The organism is Paucilactobacillus wasatchensis (assembly GCF_000876205.1).
GTDB lineage: Bacteria > Bacillota > Bacilli > Lactobacillales > Lactobacillaceae > Paucilactobacillus > Paucilactobacillus wasatchensis.
On record NZ_AWTT01000029.1, the window covers coordinates 1 to 25,193 of the forward strand.

Below are 25,193 nucleotides of genomic sequence, written 5' to 3' on the forward strand. Positions count from 1 at the left end.
TGGGTCCGCGTAAAACATTTCACCAATGGCCCTCATCATTAGAAAAAAGAATAATCCAAGTAATGCATACACAATTAAAATGGATGGACCTGTTTTGCTGATAGTACTGCCGGCTCCCAGAAACAGGCCGGTTCCGATTGTGCCACCAATAGCAATCATTTGCACATGGCGGTTACTGAGTGCTCGTTTAGTACCATCGGAATTAGTTGTAATCGATGTTTTTGCCATACTCATACCTCAACTTTCATTTCGTCAAATGTAACTGATTAATTTGGGTTGAAATTAGTATAGATGAGATGGGCCCAATTAGCATTGTACTAATTACATAAGAAAGCTAATCTAATTTAGATATAATAACTAGTTCGCTTTTGACTATGATTGAAATTAAAAAGAGGCTGGATTCCAGCCTCTTTGGTGAATAGATATTTTTTTGAACGTGTCGTTTACTATTTTTTACTCTAATTTGATTGTACTCCAACTCCATTCAACCAACTTTGGATTTGGTTTTGAATCTTGTCCCAAACATTGGTTTGAGTTGAGCTATCCTCTGTGGCTGATTCTGCTGAGCTACTTTCGGTGCTAGTGGAACTGCTATCTGTGCTAGCAGAGTCACTTGAAGATGAATTTCCGGTCACTTTATCTTTTAGACCAGAAATCGCACTGCTCAGTTTGTTTGAACTCGACTCGGCTGCCGAACTTGAACTTGCACTGCTTGCGCTACTTTCATTCTGGTCGGCGATCGCTTCTTTTATTCGTTTATACTCGCTTGAATTGGTGCGGACAAAAGTAACACTTGATTGACCACCTAAACCGGAAATTGTTCCAGAACTAGATGTGAACGTGACCTGATCATTGTCAGCTGATAACGTGTAACTAATAGTATCGTCATCCAAAGTGACTTGGTTATTGGAACTGTCATCTTTGAACGTTCCAGTTGTTGCGCTGGTCTGCACGTTACTTGGGGTATAGGTGTACTTGCCATGTTTGAGTGTCAGGGTACTAAGAGTGTCGATATCAGTAGTACTAGCATAAGTGGTTCCATTCGAGTTGCTGATCTCAACCCATGAACCGGTCAGAGCCGAACGTGATCCGATCCAAAAGAAGATAGCAATTACAATAACAATAATGCCAAATAGCCACAGCCAAAAACGATGATGACGATGTCGTTTTTTCTTTTGCTTTTTGGGTTCAGATTCATATTGTTCATTTTGTCGTTGTTGTTTTTTACTTTTACGTAGTTCTGTCCGTCCCATAGTCGAGTTATTATTATTTTCCATTATCACAACTCCAATGAATTCAGATTACTGATAGTGTACATTAATATCGTTGCAAAGATGTGAAGACCATTCAAAGCATATCTAAAGTTTTATTTAAGCTACTGGTACAGTTTAACCATTAGAAAATGATTACTGGTGTGCCTACAGATACTGCTGCATACAGCTTGGCGACAAAGGCAGGTGGATTATTCACACAACCATGACTGCCATGACTTAGGTACCAATCACCGCCATATTGAGGCTGCCATGGTGAATCATGTAATCCGACCCCGGTGTCATCCACTGGCATCCAGTAGCTAACCTTAGTAGCATAATTTTCACCGCGCAAGGTTGCATTCCGTTGTTTACTCCAAATATCGAACACCCCAGATGGCGTTTCGTGCCCTTTGTTTGGATTTCCTGTCACAACGGCGGAACTCATTACAAGCTTGCCATCTTTATAGTAATATTCCATTTGATTTTGCTTGTCAACTTCGACATATGTTTTGCCAATATCAGTACCGTCTTCGTGATAGCCAGTACCTTTGGTAATTACGGTCTTGTTAAAATTGTTGCCTTCTTTGACTGCCTTAACAAGCACAGGGATTTCTTTGGTCTGATTAATTGACCAGCCGTAAATCCCAGCTGGTACAGATACTGTGCCACGAGCAGTGGATTTAAATTGACGTGTCTTTTTGTAGGTGGCATATTTATCATCCAGTTTATCGAGCGTCTTGCCAACCTTAGCTGCAGAAACAGACATTGAAGTATCCTTGATCTCAATCCAACTTTGCACTTCACTTTTTGAGATTTTAACGTTGTGCTGTTGGATTTTAAGTGTTCCGGACACGTTACTGAGTTTAGTTAGTTTGTTTTTTAACTGTTTGAATTCTTTCATACTAGTTGTTACTTGTGGTGTATCGTAGGTTTTTTTTACTGACACCGTGTTTTGATTATTTAAGACACTATGGTTGATTGCTGAGGCCAACTTGGTGGCCGAAATCTGGTTACCATTTACCTCTTTAGTTGTCACCAGCTTGCCGTTTTTAAATGCCAGGGTAGCATCGTGGGAAGCATGTCGGTTTTGATTTAACTTGGCTGCAGTTGAAATACTGAATTGTTTCAGAGTTGTTGTGTTAATAATTGCTGTTGATTTATTCAGACTTGCAGTTGGCTTAGTAAATAAATGGATTGGCCAACTCCAGGCACTTTGCCCATTTTGTAAATGCGTTAAAATGCTACCAAAATTGCGATTGATGCCCAGTTGCGCCCCGGTTGCTGTTAGGATGGTTTTATTGTTTTCTGAAAATGAATACTTAGTTGTTTTAATGTTTTTGCTCAGGATTGTGCTAGCTTGTGAGCTAGTTTTACCTGCGATTTTAATACCGAAAACTTCCGATTTTGGTAGAAAACGATGTTGATAATGGATGACACCACCAAAATAAACAATCACTAATAAAATCGGAATAAGCCATAACCAAATTTTTTCCGACCGGTTAAGCTGTTTTGTTCTCAAAATAATCCCCCTAATAAGTCCTATGCACGTAATATCTGTAAGTATACCACGAATGATATCAGCGGCAATATGGTGCCGCTCAGCTTAACAAAAGCTTTTAGAACAGCTTGCAAGGAGTGACATAAGTAAAATCCCTTTTGAATTGAGTTATAACTGAATAATTTTAGAGTAAAACAATGTTGTAATAATGATATAATAATTGAAAAATTATGTGGGGGATAATCACATGGCGCTACCAAAGAGGAGACATTGGCACACCATTGTTGTGGGAGTAATATTGGGGATATTAATAGGCACTTTCTTTGCGATGCGGAACGTTTATGCTAGAGATTATTCCATCAGCCGGATGGATATTACTGCTAAAGTGGACGATCGCGGTGGTGCTTGGGTTACTCAGCAAGTAAATTATAATTTTGACGGTTATTACAACGGCATTTATCTAGTTCAAGATACGCATGGCCTCGGTAAAATGAAAAATGTGTCAGTTAAAGTTGATCATTTGCAGGCAACATTAAATCCAGCTGCTCAGGATGGGGCAGTTGGTCAATACAAAATTCAACATAATATTGATGGTGGCGGCGAAAAACACAAGGGATACGAACGAATCAAGGTTTATCAACCGGTGAATAGTGTAGCCGTTACGGTGACTTATCATTTTTATTTATCGCAGGTCGCCAAACGTTACTCAGACACGGCTGAAATTAACTGGAAAATGATTGGTGCTAATTGGGATCGGACAATCGATCACGCTCATGTGAAACTAGTTTTACCATCCCAAACAAATGCAAAATTTAAATCATGGATTCACGGACCGACTAGTCCAAAGAAAACAGTTGATCACGATAATAAAGAAATCGTGATGAACGCGGATAATGTTTCAAACTATATGGAAGCGCACGTGCTGTTTAACAAATCGGCACTTCCCGGTGCTGATAAAGTGAATAAATACCGATTGCAGGCTGCGTTACGCCGCGAAAACCAAATTTCAGCTTATCAAAATTTAAAAGCAAAATGGGTTGGTGTAATCGATTTCGTCATTAATAATTGGATATTGGCAGTTGTTTTAATGCTGGTGGGCCCATTGTTAGCAGTTAGAATCATCCACCAGGCAACACAAGGGCAGCTTGTCACTCAGTCAGCACGAAAAAAGCATCAGAACCAAAAGGATGTTACGAGATTGCAGTCGCGAGATATTAGCAAGGAAAAACTGCATCGTTTTGATGTGCCTGACGTTGGGCCCACTTTGGCGAGTGCTTGGTACTTGTATGAAAAGAATGGTGAAGAATTGGATTCGCTTGTTTTTTCAACATTTATTGCTGAACAACAAAGTAAAAAGTCGATTTCGTTGGAAATTAAAGATGACCACGGATATGTAATTACAAAGGGAAGTAACTATCAAAGCGAACCGTTTTTGGATTTTTTGTTGATTACGGTTGGTAGCGGTGAACAAGTGTCGTTGGAACAAATTGAAAAATTTGGGGCGACGTCTGATACGAAAGCCGATAAAATGGCAAAAAAATGGTTGGCATTTATTGCTAGATGGAAGAAGCAAGTAACCAAAAATGGCAATGTTAATCCGTTGTTTATCAGAGTTGATAACCAAATTCGCACGTTGGGGATGCTGTGGTTGATTTTGATGGTCCTGTTACCTGCTAGTTGGAAATTAGCCGAGAATGCGATGGGAATTAATTCATTTTGGTTTAGCTTGTTATTTGGCATGATGGGAATTGGTTTCATCTTTGTAATTGGCGCAGTTGCCTGTATGGGCATTGCTTGGTTATTGAAATTAGTTGCCAAAAAGCAAAGTGTAAGATTTGATTCTTGGCTAAGTAATACACCAAAGTTTATCGTTGCGCCACTTATGATTATTGTTTCAATAGTTGTGTTACAGGTATTTATGTTGGTTGTTAGTCATCAGTTATTTTTTGATTATAATATCACACCTTTTAGGTGGCCTTTGTTGTTTGGCACGTTGACAGGTTTAATTCTAATAATGTTAATTTACAGCTGGTTTAAGCATAGTTACACGCCGTACACCGCCAAAGGCTACGATATTTATTTACAAGTAATACAATTCAAACAAATGTTGCACGATATTGCAGATTTTGATCGCAGCAAGTTGCCTGATCAGATTTTGTGGGGTGAGTATTTGATCTACGCCATTGGATTACAAGAGGCCAAACGTTTGAACCACCAACTGGAGTCGGTATTTGGTGAACAGGCAGTTGCACAGGTGATGCAAGATCAACTAAATTTGAATATTACGAATTATTTCTTTTATACCAGTGGCATGGCTGATTTTAACGGTATCTTTGGGAGCAGCATTGCCAGTGGTTCGACTGGTCCTAGTTCAGCTGCAGGTGGGCCATCGGGTGGTGCAGGTGGCGGTTCTGGTGGTGGCGCATTTTAAAACTTATCGATACAAAAAATCATTCATTTCATGTTGAACGTGGGCTCAACAGATTTGGGTGTTTTTTTGTAGGCTTGAGGATCTGGGGTGACAATAGACGAGTAAGTCGTAATTTTGCGTAATATTATTTATCGTCTGAATCATCGCTAAAATAGCTTGAAAACCTACAATTTATCTTGAAAGCTGCCAGTTGTGTTGTATACTGAAACCAAGTATATATTTATCATTATTTACGTTATATTTTGGTTAATATTGACCTAGTGATTAACACCGTTAATGTTCAACACTGCAATGAATTGAAGTATGACAATTTGGAGGCAAAGAATGAATAAGAGATTGGTTAATGACGAAACCGAAATTAAAGAACATTACAAAATGTATAAGGCAGGCGGACGTTGGCTTTTTGCAAGTATTTCATTGATTACATTTGGTTCAATGCTCATGTTTGGAACAACGACTTCCAAGGCTGCAACAGAAAATACGGAGGCGGATGGCTCTTCCAGTACGGCAGTGACGTCAAGTGCTGCCTTTAATGCGAATGATAGCACACAAGTCTTATCCACCACTTCGAATTCTGCAAGTACAGAAACAACTGATGATAATAATTCAACCACTGGTGATGCAGCGCAGTCTGAAGTCTCATCTGCCGCAGCAAGCAATTCAACTGTTGCAAGCTCCTCAGCTAGCAGCACATATTCCAATGCAACTGTTGCTACGAGTAATGCAGCTTCAAGTATGCTGTTAAAAACAGACGCAACTGTGGCAGCCGCTGCCACTTCTTCGATCACAATGTCTTCTGATACGGTTGGATACGATAGCTCAAATACTGGTAATGGTGGAGTCGTTAACATCGACTATACATTTACCGGTGGCGCAGACGATACGTTTACAATTACCCTCCCTGCGGATTCTGATACGTACACATTAGGAAGCATCCCGGCAATGACTACTGGGAAAGGAACGATGACTTCTGTTAAAAATGCGGACGGTTCAACGACGATAACTTATAAGTTGAGCACACAAGGATCATATACTGCCAACCTTACTTTGAACCAGATCAATAATGAGTATGCGCATTCTAGCGCGATGACTGATATTGGTACCACGATTAAAACGATTACTTCCACCATTAATGGGGTGGCTCAGACACCAGTTACGTTTACACAGATTATTCAACCGTCAATGGATCCCACTGGCACAACACGGTTACATCCAGATACTGGGGTGGTAACGGATTTGCTTCCTGACACGGATTATGTTTACCAATTTTCAGTAAATGAAGCCGACGGGGTTTATAACGATGGTTACACGACCGCAAAGGTAAATTCTGCTGCCAATTACGGTGGTACTACAGTGACAATTCCAACGCCGACTGGTTTTGTTTTGGACAGTGATTTAACTAACCAACTGAATGGTTATACCTCTAGTAGCGGCACAACGATCACCCAGCCTGATGGCGCTGGTGGCGACATTATTATTAGCGTTGCGGCTAGTGACGGAGAACAAAATTGGAATTCTACCGGTTCGTACAAATTGGCCGGCTATTATGATGTGACACAAACTGATGAAGAACAAACGCTTACAGCGGCAGGACCAGCAACAGTGACACAGGTGCTCAATGCAGCTGGTGATACATTAACTGCTACTGGTTCTGGTGTGTGGACTGATAGTATTGCTGCAACAGACACCGCTGAAGTTGGTGCCGCAACAGTCACAGCGAGTGGTAATAGTAGCACTGCTTCTACTCAACTATTAATTGACGGTGACACTACTAATGATCCCGATTTACTTAACAGTTTTAGTTTTACAACTTCAACCGCTGCGCCAGTTGATGATGCTCAGATTACAATTACAATTCCAGATGGTTTGGATGCCACTGGAATTAAAGTACCAGATGGTGGTGCCAATACGTCCGCCTATTTACCAGGAACTACGTCATACAGTTATACTTTGACGTTAGCGGATGGGTCGGTTGAAACCGGAACGGTAAATTCTGGTGGTACTATTACTCCTACTGACTCTTCTGCGATTCGCCAGGTGGTTCTGGTACCAAATGAATTGGCTCCAGGTGCTTCTTCTGGTACAGGATGGTTGAGCACTGGTAAACAGGTGTTTTCTGTCTATGGTACCGTTTCTGCTACTTACGATTATGGGTCCACTATTCCTGATGGAGCAACGTTAGTTTCTACAATTTCACTTTCCTCTGAAGATGCGAATATTGCGGAAATGACAAATAGTGTTACTCAAACTGTCATATATCCGCAAGATGCAGTTGCTAGTGTTGGAATGTATGTTCATCAAATTAGTAAAACTGCCGGATATGAAAATTCCGGTTCTATCTCACTTGTAAATACTGGAAATGCTGGGCAAACAACAAACTCTGTCTATGAACCGATTTATTACTTTGTCCTTCCATCTGCGACCACAGTTGCTAGCATCACCAATTTGCCGGATGGTGGGGTGGTTTCTTACTTTACCGCCGACGATGGGCGCGAAGTCGTTGAGGTAGATTACACGGGTTCAGGAGCCTATATTTCAACGCAAGAAACATACTTAATTCAGATTAATCTTACCAATAATAGTGATGCACTACCTGGAACTTACGCAACCAATTTATACGTAACTTCTCCTGTTACTCAACTAAAACAGACCACTCCAGTCACTGATACATCGTATACAAATGGCGATGCAAATGCGGTTAGTGCAGGTAGTGGCAGCTGGACCATTTCTTCTGTTTCAACTGTTTACGATACAACATTAGCCCAGGGAAATAATGATACGGTGCCAGTAACTGATGCCTCAGCAGAACGAACGGGAGACACGACGCTTAATTTCTATGATGTGTTAGGCAATACAAGTTCAGCAACAGCTACCAATGTTAGTTCAGTTATTAATCTACCTACAGTTGGTGATGCATCAGGTTCTCAGTATACGTTCGAACTGACTGGACCAATCGATTTGCCAACCAGTTTTACAACAAGTACTGGAGAAACAGAATTAACCGCTGATGGTACGCCAGTCACTGCGCAGGTTTTGTATTCAACTAGTCTAGCTACGCTGAATGGTGATGCAGCAGATACTTCCGGCTATGTGACAGCTGATCAAATTACTGATTGGTCAGCGGTTCGGTCGATTTTGATTGAGTACAGTGCTATTCCAAGTAATACTTCAACTGGACGAATTTCTATCACTGGGACATCAACAGATGGCTTTGAGGGTACTACAGATGAAACTGGTTATTTAGAAACACAATTTAGTGCTACTGGTTACGATACAGTTACTAGAACCGGCACAGATAATGCCAGTTTAACTTTGAAGGGAACTATTGCTGCGCTAAGTGTGGTGCTTAACCCTGGTTCACTTACTTATGATGGACAATCAAAGGCCAGTGATGCTACAAATGCAACCGTGACAGTTACTTTAGCTGATGGGACAACTCAAGAAGTTTCAATAAGTAATGCAGAAGGAAAGAATGATTTTACTGTAGCAAACGATGGAATAAATGCTGATAGTTATTCATATATACTGACTGACTCAGGTATTGCCAACGTTGAAAAAGCAGTTGGTAGTACTATCGCCGCTACGGACGTACAGGGAACAATTGATATCTTATCTTTGAAGACTTCAATTAGCTTGAATGATGGTGGCTTCACCTATAACGGTGATAATGCCAGCAGCGCCAGCGGTTTAACTGCCAGTGTTGCATTAGCGGACGGTAGTATTAAGACGGTGGCATTAACGAGTGCCGATATCACGGTTACGGCTGATAGCAGTTCAGTTGGTAGCTACAAGTACAGTTTGAGTGCTAACGGTTTAGCTGCTGTATCAGCTGCAGTGGGCAATGATTATCAGTTAAACAACACCACAACCACTGGTAACATCACAATTACAAAAGCAGCATATGAATTTGAACTAACCGGTAATGAAACAGAAAGTTATACAGGTAATCAGCAAAGTCCTGATGCTGTAAACTACTCAGTTACGTTACCGACTGGAGAAAAATTTGTTCTTAGCGATGCTGATATTGAACTAGTTTCTGGTGGTACGGATGTAGGAAGTTATCAAGTTCAACTGACTGAGTTGGGAAAACAAGTGCTGGGTGCAATAATTGGCACTAACTATGATGTTAGCTTTGCTGATAACGCTACTTTTACAATCATTAAGGCTCAAGCAGCAAAAGTTTCCGTGAATGATCAAACAATTAAAGAAGGCCAGGCAACACCTGACTTTAATGTTTCATATGGTGATGGCTTGACTAGTATGCAACTCACCAATAGCGATTTTGAATTTCTCGGTGCTAACGGACAAATTTTGACTGAAATTCCAACAACTACTGGAATTTACACTGTTAAATTGAATGCTGCTGGTATTGCAAAAATTGAAGCTGCTAATCCAAACTATGAATTTTCAGAAGATGACTTCATTGCCGGAACCTATACAATTGTTAGTCAAGACATGGCAAATCCTGGTAATCCTGGTGAATCTGGCGATGGTGGTCTCGGTACATCGGAAGTCACTGGTACCGATTCTAGTGATGGTAGTGTAACTTCGACTAATTCAAATAACCAGGTTGCTGAGGTTACGACTGTGAATAAAACAACAGGTTCAACTAAACGATTACCACAAACTGGAGAGAGTGAAAACCCAGAGATGGCAGAGTTGGGCTTGGGGCTTATGTCATTGTTTGCAATGTTTGGTTTGCTAAATCGGAAAAAACGTAAACAGTAATTGATGAAATTAAATCAACGCTATTTTTAACATAAAAGGAACCAATTTGGTTCCTTTTATTTTGCAATTATTTAGATAAATGGTGCATTTTTAAATATAAATTTAACTCTTGCCTTGGAGTGCAGACCAAGGTTTATACTTCAGTCAGTATTTATATGGTAAGCAAGATTGGAGGCAATCAATTTATGAATATATCGAACCAAAATGAGCAAATCGATGGTCAATCAATTCAAGCATATCAACTTGGAAAGACTGACAGAGCATGGCAAAATGGCTATGGCACGCAGTCAGATGGTCAAGATACCAACGGACAAAATCAACCGGCGCGTAAATTAACTACGGATGCCAAGAGTATTATCATTTACTTTTCGCGTTCTGGCAGTACCGAATTACTGGCCAGCAAGATTGCACGAGCAACTAATACAGATGTTTTAGAAATTGTGATGGATGATAGCTATCCGGCCAATTATCAGGAAACATTAGCGCGAGTTAATTATGAACGTGAGAATCAGGACTACCCCGAGGTTAAGATGCAGGTGCCAGACTTAGGTCAATATGACACGGTTTATCTTGGTTATCAAATTTGGGCGATGACATTGTCGCACCCCACGAGAGCATTTTTGAGCGTTTATGGGAGTCAGCTGTCAGGTAAACTGATTGCGCCGTTCATGAGCCAAGGTGGTTATGGTCAAGGTGACAGTGTCCAACAGATTCAAGCCATTCTTCGAGAGCAAGGTGCCAGTGGTAATCGCTTCGCCAATGCGCTGGTGGTCGATGGCAATAAAGTTGATCAAGCAGATGCGCGTGTGACACAGTGGGTTAAGCAAATTAGAAGTTAATATCAAAATGGAGGAAATAAAAATGACAAAAAATGTTTTAATTATTGCAGCAAACGGTCAAATTTCACGGTTAGTTCAGGAACGCGTTCTTAATGAAGATGAATTTGCAGATGTTAATCTGACACTTTTTTTACGGAACAAGTCCCGACTGGCAAACGTAGCCAATAATTCTCGAGTGACCTTAATTGAAGGTAGTCTAGATAGCTTGGAAGATCTGACACAAGCAACAAAGGGACAAGATATTGTCTTCGTTGGCGTGGTAGATCATACTAGCGATAACCATCAAACGCAAAACGTTGTTGATGCTATGAAGGCCAACGGCGCCCAACGATTAATTTACACAAATGTATTAGGTATTTACGATGAGGTACCTGGTGAGTATGGAAAATGGAATCAACAAACGATTGGTAGTGGGCTACCATCAGCACTGAAGTCCGATCAAATTTTGGAACAATCCGGTTTGGATTATACGACCCTGCGACTGCCTTGGTTAAATGACCGAGAAGTTAAGTATGAGGTCACTCACAAAAATGAACCATATCTCGGTGTTTCAGGTTCACGAAAGAGTATTGCCGACGTTGTTTTGAGAATTATTGCTAAACCAGACTTTTTGAAGAACGACAGTGTCGGGATTGCTGATCCGAATACTCAAGGTGAAACCCGACCAGTTTATTAATTGTAAATTTACTATGAAAAAATCTATTTAAATCAAAGAAGGCAAATATTTATGGCATCAAAAACATTGATTGTGTATTATTCCTTGTCTGGCACAACAGCCAAAATGGCTCAATTACTGCAATCGGTAACTGATGGTGAATTGTTGGAATTAAAGGTTAGTGACGGTACCTTTTCGAATGATATGTACAAGACGGCAGAAATTGCCACACAGCAGATCGATTCAGGAGAGTTACCACAACTTACTAATCAATTTCCAGATTTAACTGCCTGTGACACTATTCTGGTTGGTGGACCCGTATGGTCAGCCAAAATTTCAACGCCGGTCCAGTCATTTTTAAAACACATTTCAGGCATAACAGCAGTTGTGGCGCCATTTTATACAAGTACTGGTTATAATGGTACGTATGAAAATGATTTTAAAAATATGCTTACTAAAGTGGATGTCCGTGATGGCATTGGCATGACCTCTGGAAATTTACAACAGGAAAACCAAGCTGGTAACAAGTTGTCAGAGTGGTGGGACAATTTAGCAAAATAAATAGTCTCATTTTAACTTTGTACTCTGTGTACCTGCGAAAAATTAATTAAAAAAACAACTATTTTTGCTTGCCTTGGAGTTCACACCATTGTTTATGATTATTACATGAATCAAATTAATACGAAATGAGGTGTTGAAATGAAGCGTAAACTACTAGTTGTTATCGCAGGAGCAATTGTATTAATTGCGGCGGTATTTTCACTTATTTGAATGAGCAATGGCGATAATCAGTCAAGTAAAAATAGCACCAGCCAGTCTACCAGTCAAAGCAAGAGTAACAGTAAAACACTAATTATTTATTTTTCTCTTTCTGGTAATACTAAAAAGGCTGCTGAGCAGATAAAAAAAGATACAGGAGCTGATATTATTAGGCTACAGCCTAAAAAAGCTTATCCAAAAGGGTATGATAACTATGTGCCGGTAGCACAACGACAATTAAAGCAAAACATTCATCCCACAATTAAGACAGAAATTCCCAATTTATCAGATTATGAGACAGTCTTAATTGGGTTTCCGACATGGTGGCAACAGCCACCCATGATTATTCATTCCCTATTTGAGAAATTTGATTTTGCAGGCAAAACAATCGTCCCGTTTACAACGAGTATGAGTACACCAATTAGTTCTTCGATGTCTTATATGCGGAAATTAGCAAAAGATGATAATGCAAAAATTAATAATGGCTTTAGATATGCTGATAATAATCAGAAATTACGACAATTTTTGCAAAAAAATAATCTGTTAAAAGATTAAATAGAATAACTATAAAGTTTGAGTGGTGATTTTAATGAACATTAACGCAGTAGCGGAAAAATTTAATTTAACCAAGGATACGTTGAGATATTGGGAACGAATTGGCTTGCTGCCGGAAGTAAAAAGAAATACCAGTGGATATCGTGAATTCTCAGAGCATGACATGAATTGGGTGTTCTATATTCAAGCGTTACGAAATGCTGGAATGTCGATTGAAGCATTAGTTGAATTTGTGAAACTATACCGTGAAGGTAGTCAAACTGAGGCAGCGAGAAAATCACTGTTAGTAGATCAAAGAGCTGAGTTAGCAGACAAAGTAACGGGAATACAAAAGACAATTAAGTATTTAGACTTCAAGATTGACCATTTTGAAGATCACACTTTGAATTACGAAAGAGAAAAACTGGCTTACGAACAAGATGATTAGGTGATTACAGTAGCTGCAGCAAATTTGTTGCGGCTACTTTTAGATTAAGAATTGGAGTGATGATAATGATGAAAAAAAGGGAGCTAGGTAATAGTGGATTAAAAGTTGATGCACTTGGATTGGGATGCATGGGGATGAGTTTTGCATATGGTGCAGTTCCTGACCAGAACGAAATGGTCAAATTACTTCAAGCAGCTGTTGAAATGGGCGAGACATTCTTCGATACGGCAGAAGTATATGGCCCTTATACAAATGAAACGTTACTTGGGAAAGCATTAGCACCATATAAAGACCAGGTTACAATTTCCACCAAGTTTGGGATTCGAATTGAGAACGGCAAACAAGTTATTGATGCAAATATCAAGGGAATTCGTAGTTCTCTAGAGGGATCACTGCAACGTCTTGGAGTAGAAGCGATTGATCTATACTTTCTACATCGGGTAGATCCGAATGTTCCAATCGAAGAAGTTGCAGAAGTCATGGGTCAGTTGATCAAAGAAGGCAAAATCAAACACTGGGGCTTATCAGAAGCTGGACTCGAAACAATCAAGAAAGCTAATTCTATTACTCCACTGACCGCAGTAGAAAGTGAGTATTCACTTTGGACACGTGAGCCTGAAGCTGGACTGTTACCATTACTCAAGCAATTAGGAATCGGGTTCATGCCGTTTAGCCCACTTGGAAAGGGATATTTAACTGGAAAGATTAATGCTGACACCACCTTTTCAAAAGGGGATGGTAGAAATAATCTTCCAAGATTTACGGCAGGCGCCCTTATTGCTAACCAAAAGTTATTAGATTTAATTAAAGATTTTGCAGTAGCAAAGCAAGCTACTTCGGCGCAAATTGCACTTGCATGGCTGTTGGCGCAAGAGCCATTTATCGTTCCTATTCCTGGAACAACAAAACTCCATCGGCTAAAAGAAAATTTAGGGGCGTTGGATGTTTCGTTTACTCAGTCTGAATTACAGCAAATTAATCAATTATCCAAAAACATTCAGATTAAAGGAAACCGATATACACCTGAATTGGCTAAACGAGCTGGGCTATAAAATATTTATCATTAATAAAAATAACAGGATGTGCAGCCAATATGCTGTATATCCTGTTATTTTGAATAATGTATTCTTATTTACGAAAAAGAATTGGCATTGAGTTATAAGACTGATTGACAACTGAATTGACATCATGACCACCATTAGCATCAAAACTATAAATTAAGTTGGAATCCGTAAACTGCTGTGGGTGATCTCGTAAGCTTTTAATCATTGGAGACATTGATCCACTAGTACCATCAATACTACCTACTGATGCAAGAATCAAGTAATCAGATGATTTATAAGGTGTTGTTTTGATTTGATTAGCAAGCTTATTTGCTGTTTGTCCCGGCTTAACCGATCCACCATCAGTTGTAACAGTCCAGCTGTCGCCAGCCATCGGAATAAAATATTTAAAAATGTCTAACTGATGCTCGAGTACATACCAGGTGGTAATTGCACCCATTGAAAAGCCTGCAAAAGCTCGATGTTGCCTTGATTCAGATAATCCCAATTTGTTGGTAGTTTTAGCAAACGTGTGAAAGCGGGTTTCAACTACTGGAATCAAGTCATTTGGTAACTCGTTAGCAGCGAAAGCTAAATTTAATTTATTATCGTCATAGTAATCATTCGATACAAAACTTCGGTTGGGGTAATAAGTTGGGGTAATCACAATCGTTGGTTTCATTTTTTTATCGGCAATTTCGTGGTCTAATAATTTTTTAAAAGCCGTATTTTGGTCCTTACCAACGCCACCAAGGAAACTGGTTTCACTCATTGTTGATCCATGCAGCAAGTACAAAACGTTATATTTTTGATCTGAAGATTGATGATACCCTACTGGTAAATAAACTAATGCAGTTTTAGTAAAGTTCTGATTTTTATAGTTAGTTTGGTAAGAAATTTTCTTAACATCGCCACGATTAGATTCAGTGGCACGTTGCTGATAATTGGTTGGAATCTTTTTCATTTGTAACCTCCGCTTAGGATTTGATGTGACACTGAGTTCACTTTGGTCGTTCGTTGTAACTGTTATTTGATGCCCTTTGTGGGTAAAGTAATAGTAACCACCTGCGCAGCCAATTAAAATTAGTAAAAATAAAATTGTTGTAACTATCTTAGACCTCATATACCTTTACCCCCACACTCATACATTTATCCATATGACTATTCCAAGTCTTATTGAAATTATAAACGTTGGAGTTCAGACGAAGGCAAGGCCTGGATAAATTTAAGTTACAAAAAAGTTTTAATTTTTTCAGCGTAGTATTATGCATCAATATCAGTTGTATGTTATTGTAAGTTCTTGTAATCATTAAATTAGAGGAGATATTATAATGGCATTACCACAAGTTGATTTAAAAAGTGTAAAAGGTCCAACAGCGATCATTAAAACCAATCATGGCGAAATTAAGATCCAACTATTTCCAGAACAAGCTCCTAAAACAGTTGAGAATTTTGTTGCCCTTGCTAAGCAAGGGTACTATGATGGAATTTCTTTTCACCGTGTGATTCCTGATTTTATGATTCAAGGCGGCGATCCAACTGGTACAGGTGCTGGTGGTGAAAGTAGTTTTGGCGCACCATTTGAAGATGAATTTTCACCTGAATTGTTTAACATCAATGGTGCTCTTTCGATGGCCAATGCTGGCCCGGGCACTAACGGAAGCCAATTTTTCATTGTCTCCAATGAAGATGTAGACGAACGAATGATCCGTCAAATGAAGGATGCGGCTTATCCTGATGAAATTATTGAAGTTTACAAACGAGGCGGCACTCCTTGGCTAGATTATCACCATACTGTTTTTGGCCAGGTAATTGATGGCATGGCTGTTGTCAAAGAAATTAGTGTGGTTCCACGCGATCAGTCAGATAAGCCGAATGAAGATGTCATTATGGAATCGGTTAAAATTACAGAATAACAATTAAAGCAATTTACGATTAAAGGTTAGAGATGATCAGTTGCATGGTCATTGACACTGTTCATTGTGAGTTGCTTTTTTTGATTCTCGGTGTTGGTAGTTTATTACGCAAAAATCAGCGAGACTGGTTTAAATCTTTCCTGAAAAATATAGTTGAATTGGATTTCATTTCTGGTACATTTCGGCTAAGATTAAATAGAAGCAAAATGAGGGAATGAAACGATGAATCCACAAATAATTTTAAAAGATAAATTTGGTTATGATACTTTTCGTACTGGCCAACAAGAAGTCATTGATAATACGTTAGCTGGCAATAATGTATTGGCGATTATGCCGACAGGTGGCGGTAAATCATTGTGTTATCAGATTCCGTCGTTGCTCTTGGATGGGGTAACATTGGTGATTTCACCACTAATTTCGTTAATGAAGGATCAAGTTGATGCGTTGAACGAAAATGGAATTGCAGCAACGTTTATTAATAGTACGCTCGATCATATTGAGATTGAAGAGCGTTTTAATCAGGCCGCAACCGGAGCAGTGAAGCTACTATACGTATCACCCGAGAGGCTGGACTCAGGCTATTTTAATGAATTGGCCCAATTACCCATTCGGTTAGTGGCAATCGATGAAGCTCATTGTATTTCACAATGGGGTCATGATTTTCGTCCTAGTTATTTAAGACTAACTGAAATTATTCAGGATTTTCCAAGCACTCCAACGATCATCGCTCTAACTGCGACAGCAACGCCTAAAGTTGCGCAGGATATTATGCAACGATTGTCAATTACTGAAGAGGTGAAAACCAATTTTTCACGGCCAAATTTGTCGTTCAAGGTCGTTAAAGATCAAGATAGTGATCAGTTTTTACTAGACTACTTAACAGTCAATCCAGATCAATCTGGCATTATCTATGCCAGCACACGCAAAGAGGTTGAACGGGTGTACAAATTATTACAGAAAAATAAAACGCCTGTCACCATGTATCACGGTGGATTAACTAAATTACAACGACAAAAAAATCAGGATGATTTTTTATACGACCGGCTGCCGATTATGGTTGCCACCAATGCGTTTGGTATGGGGATTGATAAAAGTAACGTGCGCTTTGTCATTCATGATCAGGTCCCAGGGAGCCTAGAGGCCTATTATCAAGAAGTAGGTCGAGCTGGCCGCGATGGGTTACCTAGTGACGTGATTTTATTGTTTAAATTACACGATGTTCAAATTCAACATTTTTTTATTGATCAGTCTGAAATGGATGCACAAAATAAGCATCGTGAGTACCTGAAGCTGCAAGAAATGACACAGTATGCCAATACACAGCAGTGTTTACAGCAATATATATTAAATTATTTTGGTGAGGATGGGCCTGTCTGCGGTAATTGTAGCAACTGTTTGGATGAACGGGAATCACAAGATATCACGGTGGCAGCTCAGAAAATATTATCATGTGTCAAGCGAATGGACGAACGATTTGGAAAAGTTTTAGTGGCGCAAGTTTTGACGGCTTCAAGGGTTCAGCGAGTAAAGCAATTTCATTTTGATAAATTAAGTACCTATGGTTTGATGAAAAACCAATCACAAAAATCAGTATCTGAGTTGATTGATTACCTAACAGCTTCGGGGTATCTACGTGCAGCAGGTGGCCAATATCCGGTGCTGCAAATCACTGAGGATGGACTGGCTGTCCTACAAGGAAAAGAAACTGTTTTTCGTAAAATGGCAGTGCAAGCCAAGCAATCATTGCCAGTCAATGATGAATTGTTCGAACAGCTGCGAGCACTGCGGCGTGAGTTAGCTGAGAAACAGGGTGTGCCGCCATTCGTTATTTTTTCAGATCAGACATTACATGATATGTGTGCCATGATGCCTGTGACGTTGGACGATATGTTGCGTGTCAAAGGCATTGGCCAAAATAAATTAGAAAAATACGGGCACCAATTTTTAGCGATTCTACAACAGGTGGATGAAAAATAGAGACGTGCAATGGTAATGTAAATTTTTCTGAGTGAATTTCTTGATGACAGATTAGTAACAATGAGATAATATCCATGTGCAAGTGGCATTAAACGGCAGTATGATTTGAGCATTTTCAAAAACGTTGGTAAGTAGTCAAGTTAGCAAGTCAAAGGAGATTTATTATGGCAAAGATGATCTTTGTGAATTTACCTGTTACTGATATGCAACGTTCGATTAAGTTTTATGAAGCACTTGGATTTAAGCAAAATAAAGATTTTTCTGATGAAAATGGATCAGGAATGATGTGGGATGATAATATTTGGGTAATGTTATTAACCCATGATTTTTACCGCAAATTCTTACGCGATCATCAGCTAGCTGATTCAAAAAAGGTGAGCGGCTCCATGACGGCTTTTAGTTTGGAGAGTATTGAAGCCGTGAAAAGATTCGCCCAAAAGGCTAAAGATAACGGTGGCGATTTCTATCACGTAGAAATGGGGATTCCAGCGGAACAAATGTATGAATTAGAAGTAATTGATATTGATGGCAATCTTCTTTCAGCCAGTTGGATGAACATGGATTGAAAAGTAAATAGTTAGGGGGACAATGCAATGGATCCTTTTGCAGAGTTTATCGACTCAATTGAAGACGCACAGCATCGGGCAAGGGTGGTCGAAGTTTTAAAGTGGGTAACTGATACCTTTTCACAATTAAAGCCACGATTGGCCTGGAATCAGCCAATGTTTACGGATCATGGCACATTTATTATTGGTTTTAGCGTATCTAAAAAGCACCTGGCTGCCACTCCTGAAGAGGAAGGTATTGCTCATTTTAAAGCAGATATCGAGACAGCTGGCATTGATCATACTAAGGGCATTATCAGGATGCCGTGGAGCCAACCGATTAACTACAACTTATTGCAAAAAATGATTGAATATAATATTCGGGACAAAGCTGATATTGAAACATTTTGGCGGCATAAGAACTGAAAGAAAAGTCTATTGAACATAAAATCCCCCTGTCAACCTTTAGCTGACAGGGGGATTTTCTTGATAAAAAAACTAATTTTCTTTTAATGAGTAAGCATGTTTGAGCATCAATGGTGCAAGTAATGTTGTCAGAATAATTGCTGTGATTATGGCTGAATAATATTCAGAGGACAGTAAGTGAGCACTATAGCCAATTTGTGCGATAATCAAAGCCATTTCACCGCGGGACACCATGCCGGCACCGACAATGTAAGAATCTTTCCAGGTAAAATGGGACAATTTAGCTCCTAAACCAGCGCCAACTAATTTTGTCATGGTTGCTAAAATTGTTAGTAAAGCGATGAATAAAAAGTCATCAAGAAAGCCATCAAACGACATTGAAAGACCAATGCTAACGAAAAAAACAGGAATAAAGATGGCGTAGCCAATCGGTTCAATGTTTTGCTCAACCTCGTGCTTTACACTAGTTTGAGAAATTGCAATTCCTGCAAAAAAAGCGCCAACGACTGAACTGAGCCCAATTGAGTCCGCCACTAATGCCATACCTAAGCACAAAATAAGTGCCACAATTGTTGGCCCCCCTGGAATGAATAATCTCTTTCCAATTTGGGCTAAGAAAGGTGCCAGAAATTTAACCACGAAATAAATAGCGATAAAAAACACAATTTGGCTTGCAAAAGTGAACAACAAATTACTGCTATCTGCTGCACCTGCTTTTGTTCCTAGCAAACTGACCATTACACTTAAAATCACCACGGCCAAAACATCGTCGACTACAGCTGCACCAAGAATAGTTGCTCCCGCTTTTCCGTGCAGACCATCTAATTCCTTTAAAACTGCAACTGAAATTGAAACTGATGTTGCTGCAAAAATGACACCAATAAAAATACTTTCTGTTTGGTCTAGTTTAAAGGCAATGCTTAAGCCATAAACTACCAGAACTGGAATGATGACTCCTAGTGAGGCCACCAGAATACTTGGTCGCAAATATTTTTTTAATAATTTGAGGTCACTTTCCATTCCAGCACTGAACATCAAAATGATTACTCCAATTTCAGAAAATAGGTGGGTAAATTCATCACCCTTAATCCAACCAAAAATAGCTGGACCAACAATAATTCCAACTAGTAATTGTCCCACCACTGCAGGTAATCCGATTCTGACACTGTAATGACCAGCAATCGTGGTAGCAATTAAAATTAAACATAGTTCACCAATTGCTTGCATTAATTTTTTCCTTTCAACAAAAAATAAAAAGCCCAAACTTCAAGACTTTCTCACACCCCTGAGAAAGTAAAGTCCTTGAAGCTTGCGCCAACCGATTTGTCCTATTCATTTACTAGTTAAACATTACCATAGTTCCACCTAGCTGTCACATGCTTAGACTTTTTGTGTGGCTGGAGTTGATTAAATTGGTAGTTGAAATAAATGAAAAACAACTTATAGCATGGCATTAATCATTACACATTATTTGACTTATACCGAATATTTTTGTAATAATAGAACCAATTCGTTTTTTTACGTATATCGCATAACCGGTCATTTTAAATATGTTTGTTTTCAAAATGAAAGCAACGCTAAATGTAACTGAATTTAACTAAAGGAGGATGCATGACTAAAAAAGTTGAAGTAAAAAATTTAGCCAAAATATTTGGGAAACGTAGTCCGCGCGTCAAAGAATTAATTACACAGGGCAAAACAAAAGCAGAAATTCTAGAACAAACAGGTGCTACTGTCGGGGTTAATCAAGCTAATTTCCATGTTAATCAGGGCGAAATTTTTGTAATTATGGGATTATCTGGTAGTGGTAAATCGACTCTGATTCGAATGATAAATCGGCTAATTGAACCAACTCAAGGAACGATTTCTATTGATGGGCAGGACCTAATGACACTCAATAAAAAAGAGTTACGCGAAGTGCGCCGACAAAAGATGAGTATGATCTTTCAAAACTTTGCGTTGTTTCCTAATCGCACTATTTTGGAAAATACTGCCTATGGTCTTGAAATTAAGGGTGTCGAAAAAAATGTTCGGGAACAAAAGGCCCATGAAGCGTTGGAGTTAGTCGGGTTACATGGCTACGATCATCAATTTCCACAACAGTTATCTGGTGGAATGCAACAACGAGTTGGTTTAGCTCGTGGCTTAGCTAATGATGCCGAAATTCTGCTCATGGATGAAGCTTTTTCTGCATTGGATCCATTAAATCGAAAAGACATGCAGGATGAATTGCTCGATTTACAAGAAAAAATGCATAAGACAATTATCTTTATTAGTCATGATTTGAATGAAGCCCTTAGAATTGGTGATCGAATTTTGATCATGAAGGATGGTGTGATCGTTCAAACCGGGACCCCTGAAGATATTTTGACCCATCCAGCCGATGATTACGTTAAACGATTCATTGAAGACGTGGACCGGACAAGAGTCTTAACCGTGGCCAATGTCATGATTCGTCCTAATACAATTAACATTGACAAGGATGGGCCCCGGCTGGCACTACGACGGATGCAAGAAAATGAAATTTCGTCCGTTTATGTGGTCGATAGTGCGCGTAAATTTGTTGGCTTTGCGGATGCCAAAGATGTTGTTGGCCTGATTAGAAAAGAGAGTCGTGATCTCAGATCGGTCGTTCAAACTAGTGTCCCGACCACTCATCCCGACGTGCCAGTTAACGACTTAATGGATAAACTATCAAGTACCCCAATTCCGTATGCTGTCCTTGATGACGATCACCATCTAGTCGGAATTATTGTGCGTGGTGCCGTGTTAGGTGCCATTGCCGGAAATGGAGTGGCACAAGAATGACAATTTTAATTAGCAAGTTACCATTGTCTGACTGGGTGAACTCATTTGTCACTTGGTTGACGCAATTTACAGGCTTTTTCAATGGGATTACAAGTTTTATTGGTGGAATTGTTAATGGCTTTCAGTGGGTATTTGATTTGTTACCCGTCTGGTTGTTCATTGTGATCGTTTTGGCGATTACTTGGTATGCAACTCGCCATGGTAAAAAATGGGGACTGTTACTTTTTGAACTAGCTGGGTTGCTATTAATTTGGAACTTAGACTATTGGCGTGATATGACACAAACTTTGACGCTGGTCCTTACCTCGAGTTTGATTGCATTAGTAATCGGGATTCCGTTAGGTATTTTAATGGCTAAAAGTCATACATTTGAAGCAATTATGAAACCTATTTTGGATTTAATGCAGACTATGCCAGCCTTTGTTTATTTGATTCCAGCAGTGGCATTCTTTGGGATTGGAATGGTTCCGGGTGTTATTTCATCAGTAATTTTCGCGATGCCACCAACAGTACGAATGACTAACTTAGGAATTCGTCAGGTACCGGTTGATTTAATTGAAGCAGCTGATTCATATGGATCCACTAGCTGGCAAAAATTAATTAAAGTGCAATTACCATTAGCAAAATCAACTCTAATGGCTGGGGTAAACCAGAGTATGATGCTGTCATTATCAATGGTGGTTATTGCATCAATGATTGGTGCATTAGGTCTAGGAACCCAGGTTTACTTCGCTGTGGGGCGTAATAATGCCGGTAATGGATTTACTGCTGGTCTGGCGATTGTTATTTTAGCCATTATTTTAGACCGCATTACACAAGCATTTAATCGTGCGAAACACTAGGAGGTAACTATGACACGTAAACTAAGAATTTTAGTAGTTGGATTGTCACTGTTGCTTCTGACGATCGGGTTATCCGCTTGCAGTAGTAAACCTGCTGCATATAACCCGCATAAGAAGTTAGGTCCGCAGATTAACTATACGATTACAGGAATTGATGCGGGTGCTGGTGAAATGGGCGCTGCGCAAAAGGCACTGACTGCCTATGGCTTGAAAAGTAAAAATTGGCAGTTACAAACTAGCTCTACCGCCGCAATGACCAGTACATTGGATAAAGCAATCAAAAATCACCAAGCAATTGTAATTACTGGGTGGCAACCACACTGGATGTTCACCAAGTATCCGATAAAATTTTTGAAAGATCCGAAAAATGTTTTTGGTAAAACAGAGAATTTGCACACCATTGCTAGAACCGGTTTCAAACATGACAATCCTGGCGCTTATAAACTATTGTCACAGTTTCATTGGACTAAATCAGAAATGTCTGAAATTATGTTGAAGGTTAACGATGGGCAAGATCCTGCAAAAGCGGCGAAGAACTATATTAGCAAACATCCAAAACAGGTGGCAAAATGGTTGGCTGGGGTTCCTGAAGGTCATGGAAAAAAGGTCAAACTAACCTACGTTGCCTGGGATTCTGAGATTGCTTCGACTAACTTAGTCAAGCAATTATTAGACAGCAAGGGCTACGATACGACGATTCAGTCACTGGAAGCACAGCCGATGTGGGCTTCAATCGCGACTGGAGCGGCGGATGCGTCTGTTTCAGCTTGGTTACCAACAACACACGGATTGTACGCTAAACAGTACAAGGGTGAGTTTGTTGATGTGCGGGTGAATTTGAAGGGTGCCAAAACTGGTTTAGCCGTGCCAAAGTATATGAAAAATATTAATTCGATTGAAGAGCTAAAAAATAAATAACAACAAAGTTGAAGCTTGAAATTTACTTCAGCTTTTTTATTTACTTTTAAAAAGTTACATTCTAGTGGCTGGAGTGGTACGCTAAACTTTATAATAGTTGAATTAAACAGAAAGAAGAGTGATTGTGATGTCAATTTATGATTATGACGTTACCTCGGAAGATGGTAAAAGCTATTCAATGGAAAAGTACCGTGGCCATCCGTTGATAATTGTCAATACGGCTACTAAATGTGGCTTTGCTCCTCAATTTAAGCAATTAGAAGAAATTTACCAAAAGTATGAAGGTCAAGGTTTAATTGTGCTAGGATTTCCCTCTAATCAATTTAAGCAGGAACTATCTAGCAGTGAAGAAGCGGCGCAATCATGCCGCACAACCTATGGCGTCAGTTTTCCTATGCACAAAATTAATGATGTGAATGGAAAAAAGGCGTTGCCACTATTTGATTATCTAACTGAGCAGGCCCCAGGCACGCTTGGTTCAGCAATCAAATGGAATTTTACTAAGTTTATCGTGGATAAAGAAGGCAATGTAGTTAAAAGATATGCGCCAAAAACAAATCCTTTAAAAATGGTTGATGAAATTGAACAGGTAATTTAATCGTCAAACACTGACCACAATGCTGATCAGATAAATTACGAAGTCCAACATTAAAATTAAATTAGAAAAAAATGTTGACATTCTAATGAAACTTCGCTAATCTAATAACAACATCAAATTTGGAAGGGAGTAATCGTCATGAAAAATACTATAACTCAAACCACAGTGACACTCTCTTTCCAAAATTTAGCCTTATTATTAAAGAAGAAGGACCTGACAAGCTGATTTTCGTTGTTGAAAATCACAAAGTTAAGCCCTTATTTCAGTTTTAGTAATGGGGGCGTCAAATAAGAAGTAGTTCGACCTCATTCCTTAAAACGAATGAGGTTTTTATTTGAGCAGGAGGTGCATTCTTATTTTAACCACATAGCAACAGCAATTATTCATAGAACAAAAAACATACTTTGGGGAGTGGAAAACATATGAAGAAATTTATGAAGGTAGCAACAGTAATGATGGCAATGGCAACGGTGGGTTCAACTTTGGCAGGTTGTAGTTCAGCTAAGAGTGAAGGAAATACAGCTGGTAAGACAATCAAAATCGGTGTCAATATGGAATTATCTGGAGCCGCTGCAGCTTATGGCGCAGCAGAGAAACAAGGAATTGAATTGGCCGCTCAACAAATCAACAAGGCTGGTGGTATCAAGGTTGGCAATACTAAGAAAAAGATTAAAGTGATTTATCGAGACAACAAGACCAGCACATCTGAATCTTCTTCGGTTGCAGCTCAGCTAGTTAATAATGATAAAGTACAAGCAGTTATCGGACCGGCCACTACTAATGCAGGAACAGCTGCAATTCCAAATATTACCAAAGCTAAGGTCCCTGCAATCAGTCCATCGGCATCTGATTATAGTTATACACTGACAAAAGCTGGTAAGGTACAGCCATACGTCTTTAGAACTGAATATCAAAATAATTTCCAAGGCAAAATTGTTTCTAACTTTATGAGCAAGACCTTGAAAACAAAGTGGA

21 protein-coding genes and 1 pseudogene are annotated in these 25,193 nt (G+C 39.4%); 17 read left to right on the forward strand and 5 right to left on the reverse strand.

Going from position 1 to position 25,193, the window contains the following annotated elements:
• The 3 genes and pseudogenes from WDC_RS05990 to WDC_RS06000 all read right to left on the reverse strand — a co-directional run.
• Positions 1-228 (reverse strand): annotated as a pseudogene (locus WDC_RS05990) (amino acid permease); the annotation flags it as partial.
• A 230-nt stretch (positions 229-458) separates the two neighbouring features.
• Positions 459-1,277, reverse strand: a complete 819-nt coding sequence (locus tag WDC_RS05995; RefSeq protein WP_044010970.1) for a hypothetical protein — start codon at positions 1,275-1,277, stop codon at positions 459-461.
• A 118-nt stretch (positions 1,278-1,395) separates the two neighbouring features.
• The gene (locus WDC_RS06000) at positions 1,396-2,772 is read right to left on the reverse strand and encodes a L,D-transpeptidase family protein (RefSeq protein WP_044010971.1); all 1,377 of its coding nucleotides are present in this window, start codon (positions 2,770-2,772) and stop codon (positions 1,396-1,398) included.
• A 277-nt stretch (positions 2,773-3,049) separates the two neighbouring features.
• On the opposite strand from WDC_RS06000, the gene WDC_RS06005 reads away from it, so the two are divergent.
• The 8 genes from WDC_RS06005 (at position 3,050) to WDC_RS06040 (ending at position 14,197) form a co-directional block, all read left to right on the forward strand.
• Positions 3,050-5,182, forward strand: coding sequence for a DUF2207 domain-containing protein (locus WDC_RS06005; RefSeq protein WP_191978654.1), 2,133 nt, complete (start codon positions 3,050-3,052; stop codon positions 5,180-5,182).
• Between the two features lie 324 nt (positions 5,183-5,506).
• A complete protein-coding gene (locus WDC_RS06010) occupies positions 5,507-9,910 on the forward strand; it encodes an MBG domain-containing protein (RefSeq protein ID WP_044010973.1) in 4,404 nt (1,467 codons plus the stop codon).
• 185 nt (positions 9,911-10,095) lie between these two features.
• Entirely contained in the window at positions 10,096-10,749 is a 654-nt protein-coding gene (locus WDC_RS06015) for a flavodoxin family protein (protein WP_156127010.1), read from the forward strand.
• A 22-nt stretch (positions 10,750-10,771) separates the two neighbouring features.
• Positions 10,772-11,425 carry an SDR family oxidoreductase gene (locus WDC_RS06020; RefSeq protein ID WP_044010974.1) on the forward strand — a complete coding sequence of 218 codons (654 nt, stop codon included), beginning with the start codon at positions 10,772-10,774 and terminating at the stop codon, positions 11,423-11,425.
• A 51-nt stretch (positions 11,426-11,476) separates the two neighbouring features.
• Entirely contained in the window at positions 11,477-11,965 is a 489-nt protein-coding gene (locus WDC_RS06025) for a flavodoxin (RefSeq protein WP_044010975.1), read from the forward strand.
• A 210-nt stretch (positions 11,966-12,175) separates the two neighbouring features.
• Entirely contained in the window at positions 12,176-12,718 is a 543-nt protein-coding gene (locus WDC_RS06030; protein ID WP_052497814.1) for a flavodoxin, read from the forward strand.
• 34 nt (positions 12,719-12,752) lie between these two features.
• Positions 12,753-13,145, forward strand: coding sequence for a MerR family transcriptional regulator (locus WDC_RS06035; RefSeq protein ID WP_044010976.1), 393 nt, complete (start codon positions 12,753-12,755; stop codon positions 13,143-13,145).
• Positions 13,146-13,213: 68 nt separating this feature from the next.
• A complete protein-coding gene (locus tag WDC_RS06040; protein WP_191978656.1) occupies positions 13,214-14,197 on the forward strand; it encodes an aldo/keto reductase in 984 nt (327 codons plus the stop codon).
• 76 nt (positions 14,198-14,273) lie between these two features.
• Here WDC_RS06040 and WDC_RS06045 read toward each other — a convergent pair whose 3' ends face one another.
• Positions 14,274-15,152 carry an alpha/beta hydrolase gene (locus WDC_RS06045; RefSeq protein WP_191978655.1) on the reverse strand — a complete coding sequence of 293 codons (879 nt, stop codon included), beginning with the start codon at positions 15,150-15,152 and terminating at the stop codon, positions 14,274-14,276.
• A 367-nt stretch (positions 15,153-15,519) separates the two neighbouring features.
• On the opposite strand from WDC_RS06045, the gene WDC_RS06050 reads away from it, so the two are divergent.
• The 4 genes from WDC_RS06050 to WDC_RS06065 all read left to right on the forward strand — a co-directional run bounded on the left by WDC_RS06050 (position 15,520) and on the right by WDC_RS06065 (position 19,052).
• Positions 15,520-16,104 carry a peptidylprolyl isomerase gene (locus WDC_RS06050; RefSeq protein ID WP_044010979.1) on the forward strand — a complete coding sequence of 195 codons (585 nt, stop codon included), beginning with the start codon at positions 15,520-15,522 and terminating at the stop codon, positions 16,102-16,104.
• 222 nt (positions 16,105-16,326) lie between these two features.
• The gene (recQ, locus tag WDC_RS06055) at positions 16,327-18,081 is read left to right on the forward strand and encodes a DNA helicase RecQ (RefSeq protein WP_044010980.1); all 1,755 of its coding nucleotides are present in this window, start codon (positions 16,327-16,329) and stop codon (positions 18,079-18,081) included.
• Between the two features lie 164 nt (positions 18,082-18,245).
• On the forward strand, positions 18,246-18,647 hold the full coding sequence (locus WDC_RS06060) for a VOC family protein (RefSeq protein ID WP_044010981.1): 402 nt from the start codon (positions 18,246-18,248) through the stop codon (positions 18,645-18,647).
• 27 nt (positions 18,648-18,674) lie between these two features.
• A complete protein-coding gene (locus WDC_RS06065; RefSeq protein ID WP_044010982.1) occupies positions 18,675-19,052 on the forward strand; it encodes an iron chaperone in 378 nt (125 codons plus the stop codon).
• Between the two features lie 72 nt (positions 19,053-19,124).
• On the opposite strand, the gene WDC_RS06070 is transcribed toward WDC_RS06065, so the two are convergent.
• Positions 19,125-20,279, reverse strand: coding sequence for a cation:proton antiporter (locus tag WDC_RS06070; RefSeq protein ID WP_044010983.1), 1,155 nt, complete (start codon positions 20,277-20,279; stop codon positions 19,125-19,127).
• Positions 20,280-20,663: 384 nt separating this feature from the next.
• Here WDC_RS06070 and WDC_RS06075 point away from each other — a divergent pair, with 384 nt between their 5' ends.
• The 5 genes from WDC_RS06075 to WDC_RS06095 form a co-directional block, all read left to right on the forward strand.
• A complete protein-coding gene (locus WDC_RS06075) occupies positions 20,664-21,860 on the forward strand; it encodes a quaternary amine ABC transporter ATP-binding protein (RefSeq protein WP_044010984.1) in 1,197 nt (398 codons plus the stop codon).
• The gene (locus WDC_RS06080) at positions 21,857-22,702 is read left to right on the forward strand and encodes an ABC transporter permease (RefSeq protein WP_044010985.1); all 846 of its coding nucleotides are present in this window, start codon (positions 21,857-21,859) and stop codon (positions 22,700-22,702) included. The genes WDC_RS06075 and WDC_RS06080 overlap by 4 nt, the downstream gene beginning before the upstream one ends.
• A 9-nt stretch (positions 22,703-22,711) precedes the next feature.
• The gene (locus tag WDC_RS06085) at positions 22,712-23,620 is read left to right on the forward strand and encodes a glycine betaine ABC transporter substrate-binding protein (protein ID WP_044010986.1); all 909 of its coding nucleotides are present in this window, start codon (positions 22,712-22,714) and stop codon (positions 23,618-23,620) included.
• Between the two features lie 127 nt (positions 23,621-23,747).
• The gene (locus WDC_RS06090; protein WP_044010987.1) at positions 23,748-24,218 is read left to right on the forward strand and encodes a glutathione peroxidase; all 471 of its coding nucleotides are present in this window, start codon (positions 23,748-23,750) and stop codon (positions 24,216-24,218) included.
• Between the two features lie 422 nt (positions 24,219-24,640).
• A partial coding sequence (locus WDC_RS06095) for an ABC transporter substrate-binding protein (RefSeq protein WP_044010988.1) occupies positions 24,641-25,193 on the forward strand: 553 nt, incomplete at its 3' end.

Excerpts from the sequence above, each read along its gene's own strand:
- WDC_RS06065 (WP_044010982.1), top strand. The coding sequence starts at position 18,675 with ATGGATCCTTTTGCAGAGTTTATCGACTCAATTGAAGACGCACAGCAT.
- WDC_RS06060 (WP_044010981.1), top strand. The coding sequence starts at position 18,246 with ATGGCAAAGATGATCTTTGTGAATTTACCTGTTACTGATATGCAACGT.
- WDC_RS06070 (WP_044010983.1), bottom strand. The coding sequence starts at position 20,279 with ATGCAAGCAATTGGTGAACTATGTTTAATTTTAATTGCTACCACGATT.
- WDC_RS06025 (WP_044010975.1), top strand. The coding sequence starts at position 11,477 with ATGGCATCAAAAACATTGATTGTGTATTATTCCTTGTCTGGCACAACA.
- WDC_RS06090 (WP_044010987.1), top strand. The coding sequence starts at position 23,748 with ATGTCAATTTATGATTATGACGTTACCTCGGAAGATGGTAAAAGCTAT.
- WDC_RS05995 (WP_044010970.1), bottom strand. The coding sequence starts at position 1,277 with ATGGAAAATAATAATAACTCGACTATGGGACGGACAGAACTACGTAAA.
- WDC_RS06020 (WP_044010974.1), top strand. The coding sequence starts at position 10,772 with ATGACAAAAAATGTTTTAATTATTGCAGCAAACGGTCAAATTTCACGG.
- WDC_RS06035 (WP_044010976.1), top strand. The coding sequence starts at position 12,753 with ATGAACATTAACGCAGTAGCGGAAAAATTTAATTTAACCAAGGATACG.
- WDC_RS06085 (WP_044010986.1), top strand. The coding sequence starts at position 22,712 with ATGACACGTAAACTAAGAATTTTAGTAGTTGGATTGTCACTGTTGCTT.
- WDC_RS06010 (WP_044010973.1), top strand. The coding sequence starts at position 5,507 with ATGAATAAGAGATTGGTTAATGACGAAACCGAAATTAAAGAACATTAC.
- WDC_RS06045 (WP_191978655.1), bottom strand. The coding sequence starts at position 15,152 with ATGAAAAAGATTCCAACCAATTATCAGCAACGTGCCACTGAATCTAAT.
- WDC_RS06040 (WP_191978656.1), top strand. The coding sequence starts at position 13,214 with ATGAAAAAAAGGGAGCTAGGTAATAGTGGATTAAAAGTTGATGCACTT.
- WDC_RS06080 (WP_044010985.1), top strand. The coding sequence starts at position 21,857 with ATGACAATTTTAATTAGCAAGTTACCATTGTCTGACTGGGTGAACTCA.
- WDC_RS06030 (WP_052497814.1), top strand. The coding sequence starts at position 12,176 with ATGAGCAATGGCGATAATCAGTCAAGTAAAAATAGCACCAGCCAGTCT.
- WDC_RS06015 (WP_156127010.1), top strand. The coding sequence starts at position 10,096 with ATGAATATATCGAACCAAAATGAGCAAATCGATGGTCAATCAATTCAA.
- WDC_RS06075 (WP_044010984.1), top strand. The coding sequence starts at position 20,664 with ATGACTAAAAAAGTTGAAGTAAAAAATTTAGCCAAAATATTTGGGAAA.
- recQ (WP_044010980.1), top strand. The coding sequence starts at position 16,327 with ATGAATCCACAAATAATTTTAAAAGATAAATTTGGTTATGATACTTTT.
- WDC_RS06050 (WP_044010979.1), top strand. The coding sequence starts at position 15,520 with ATGGCATTACCACAAGTTGATTTAAAAAGTGTAAAAGGTCCAACAGCG.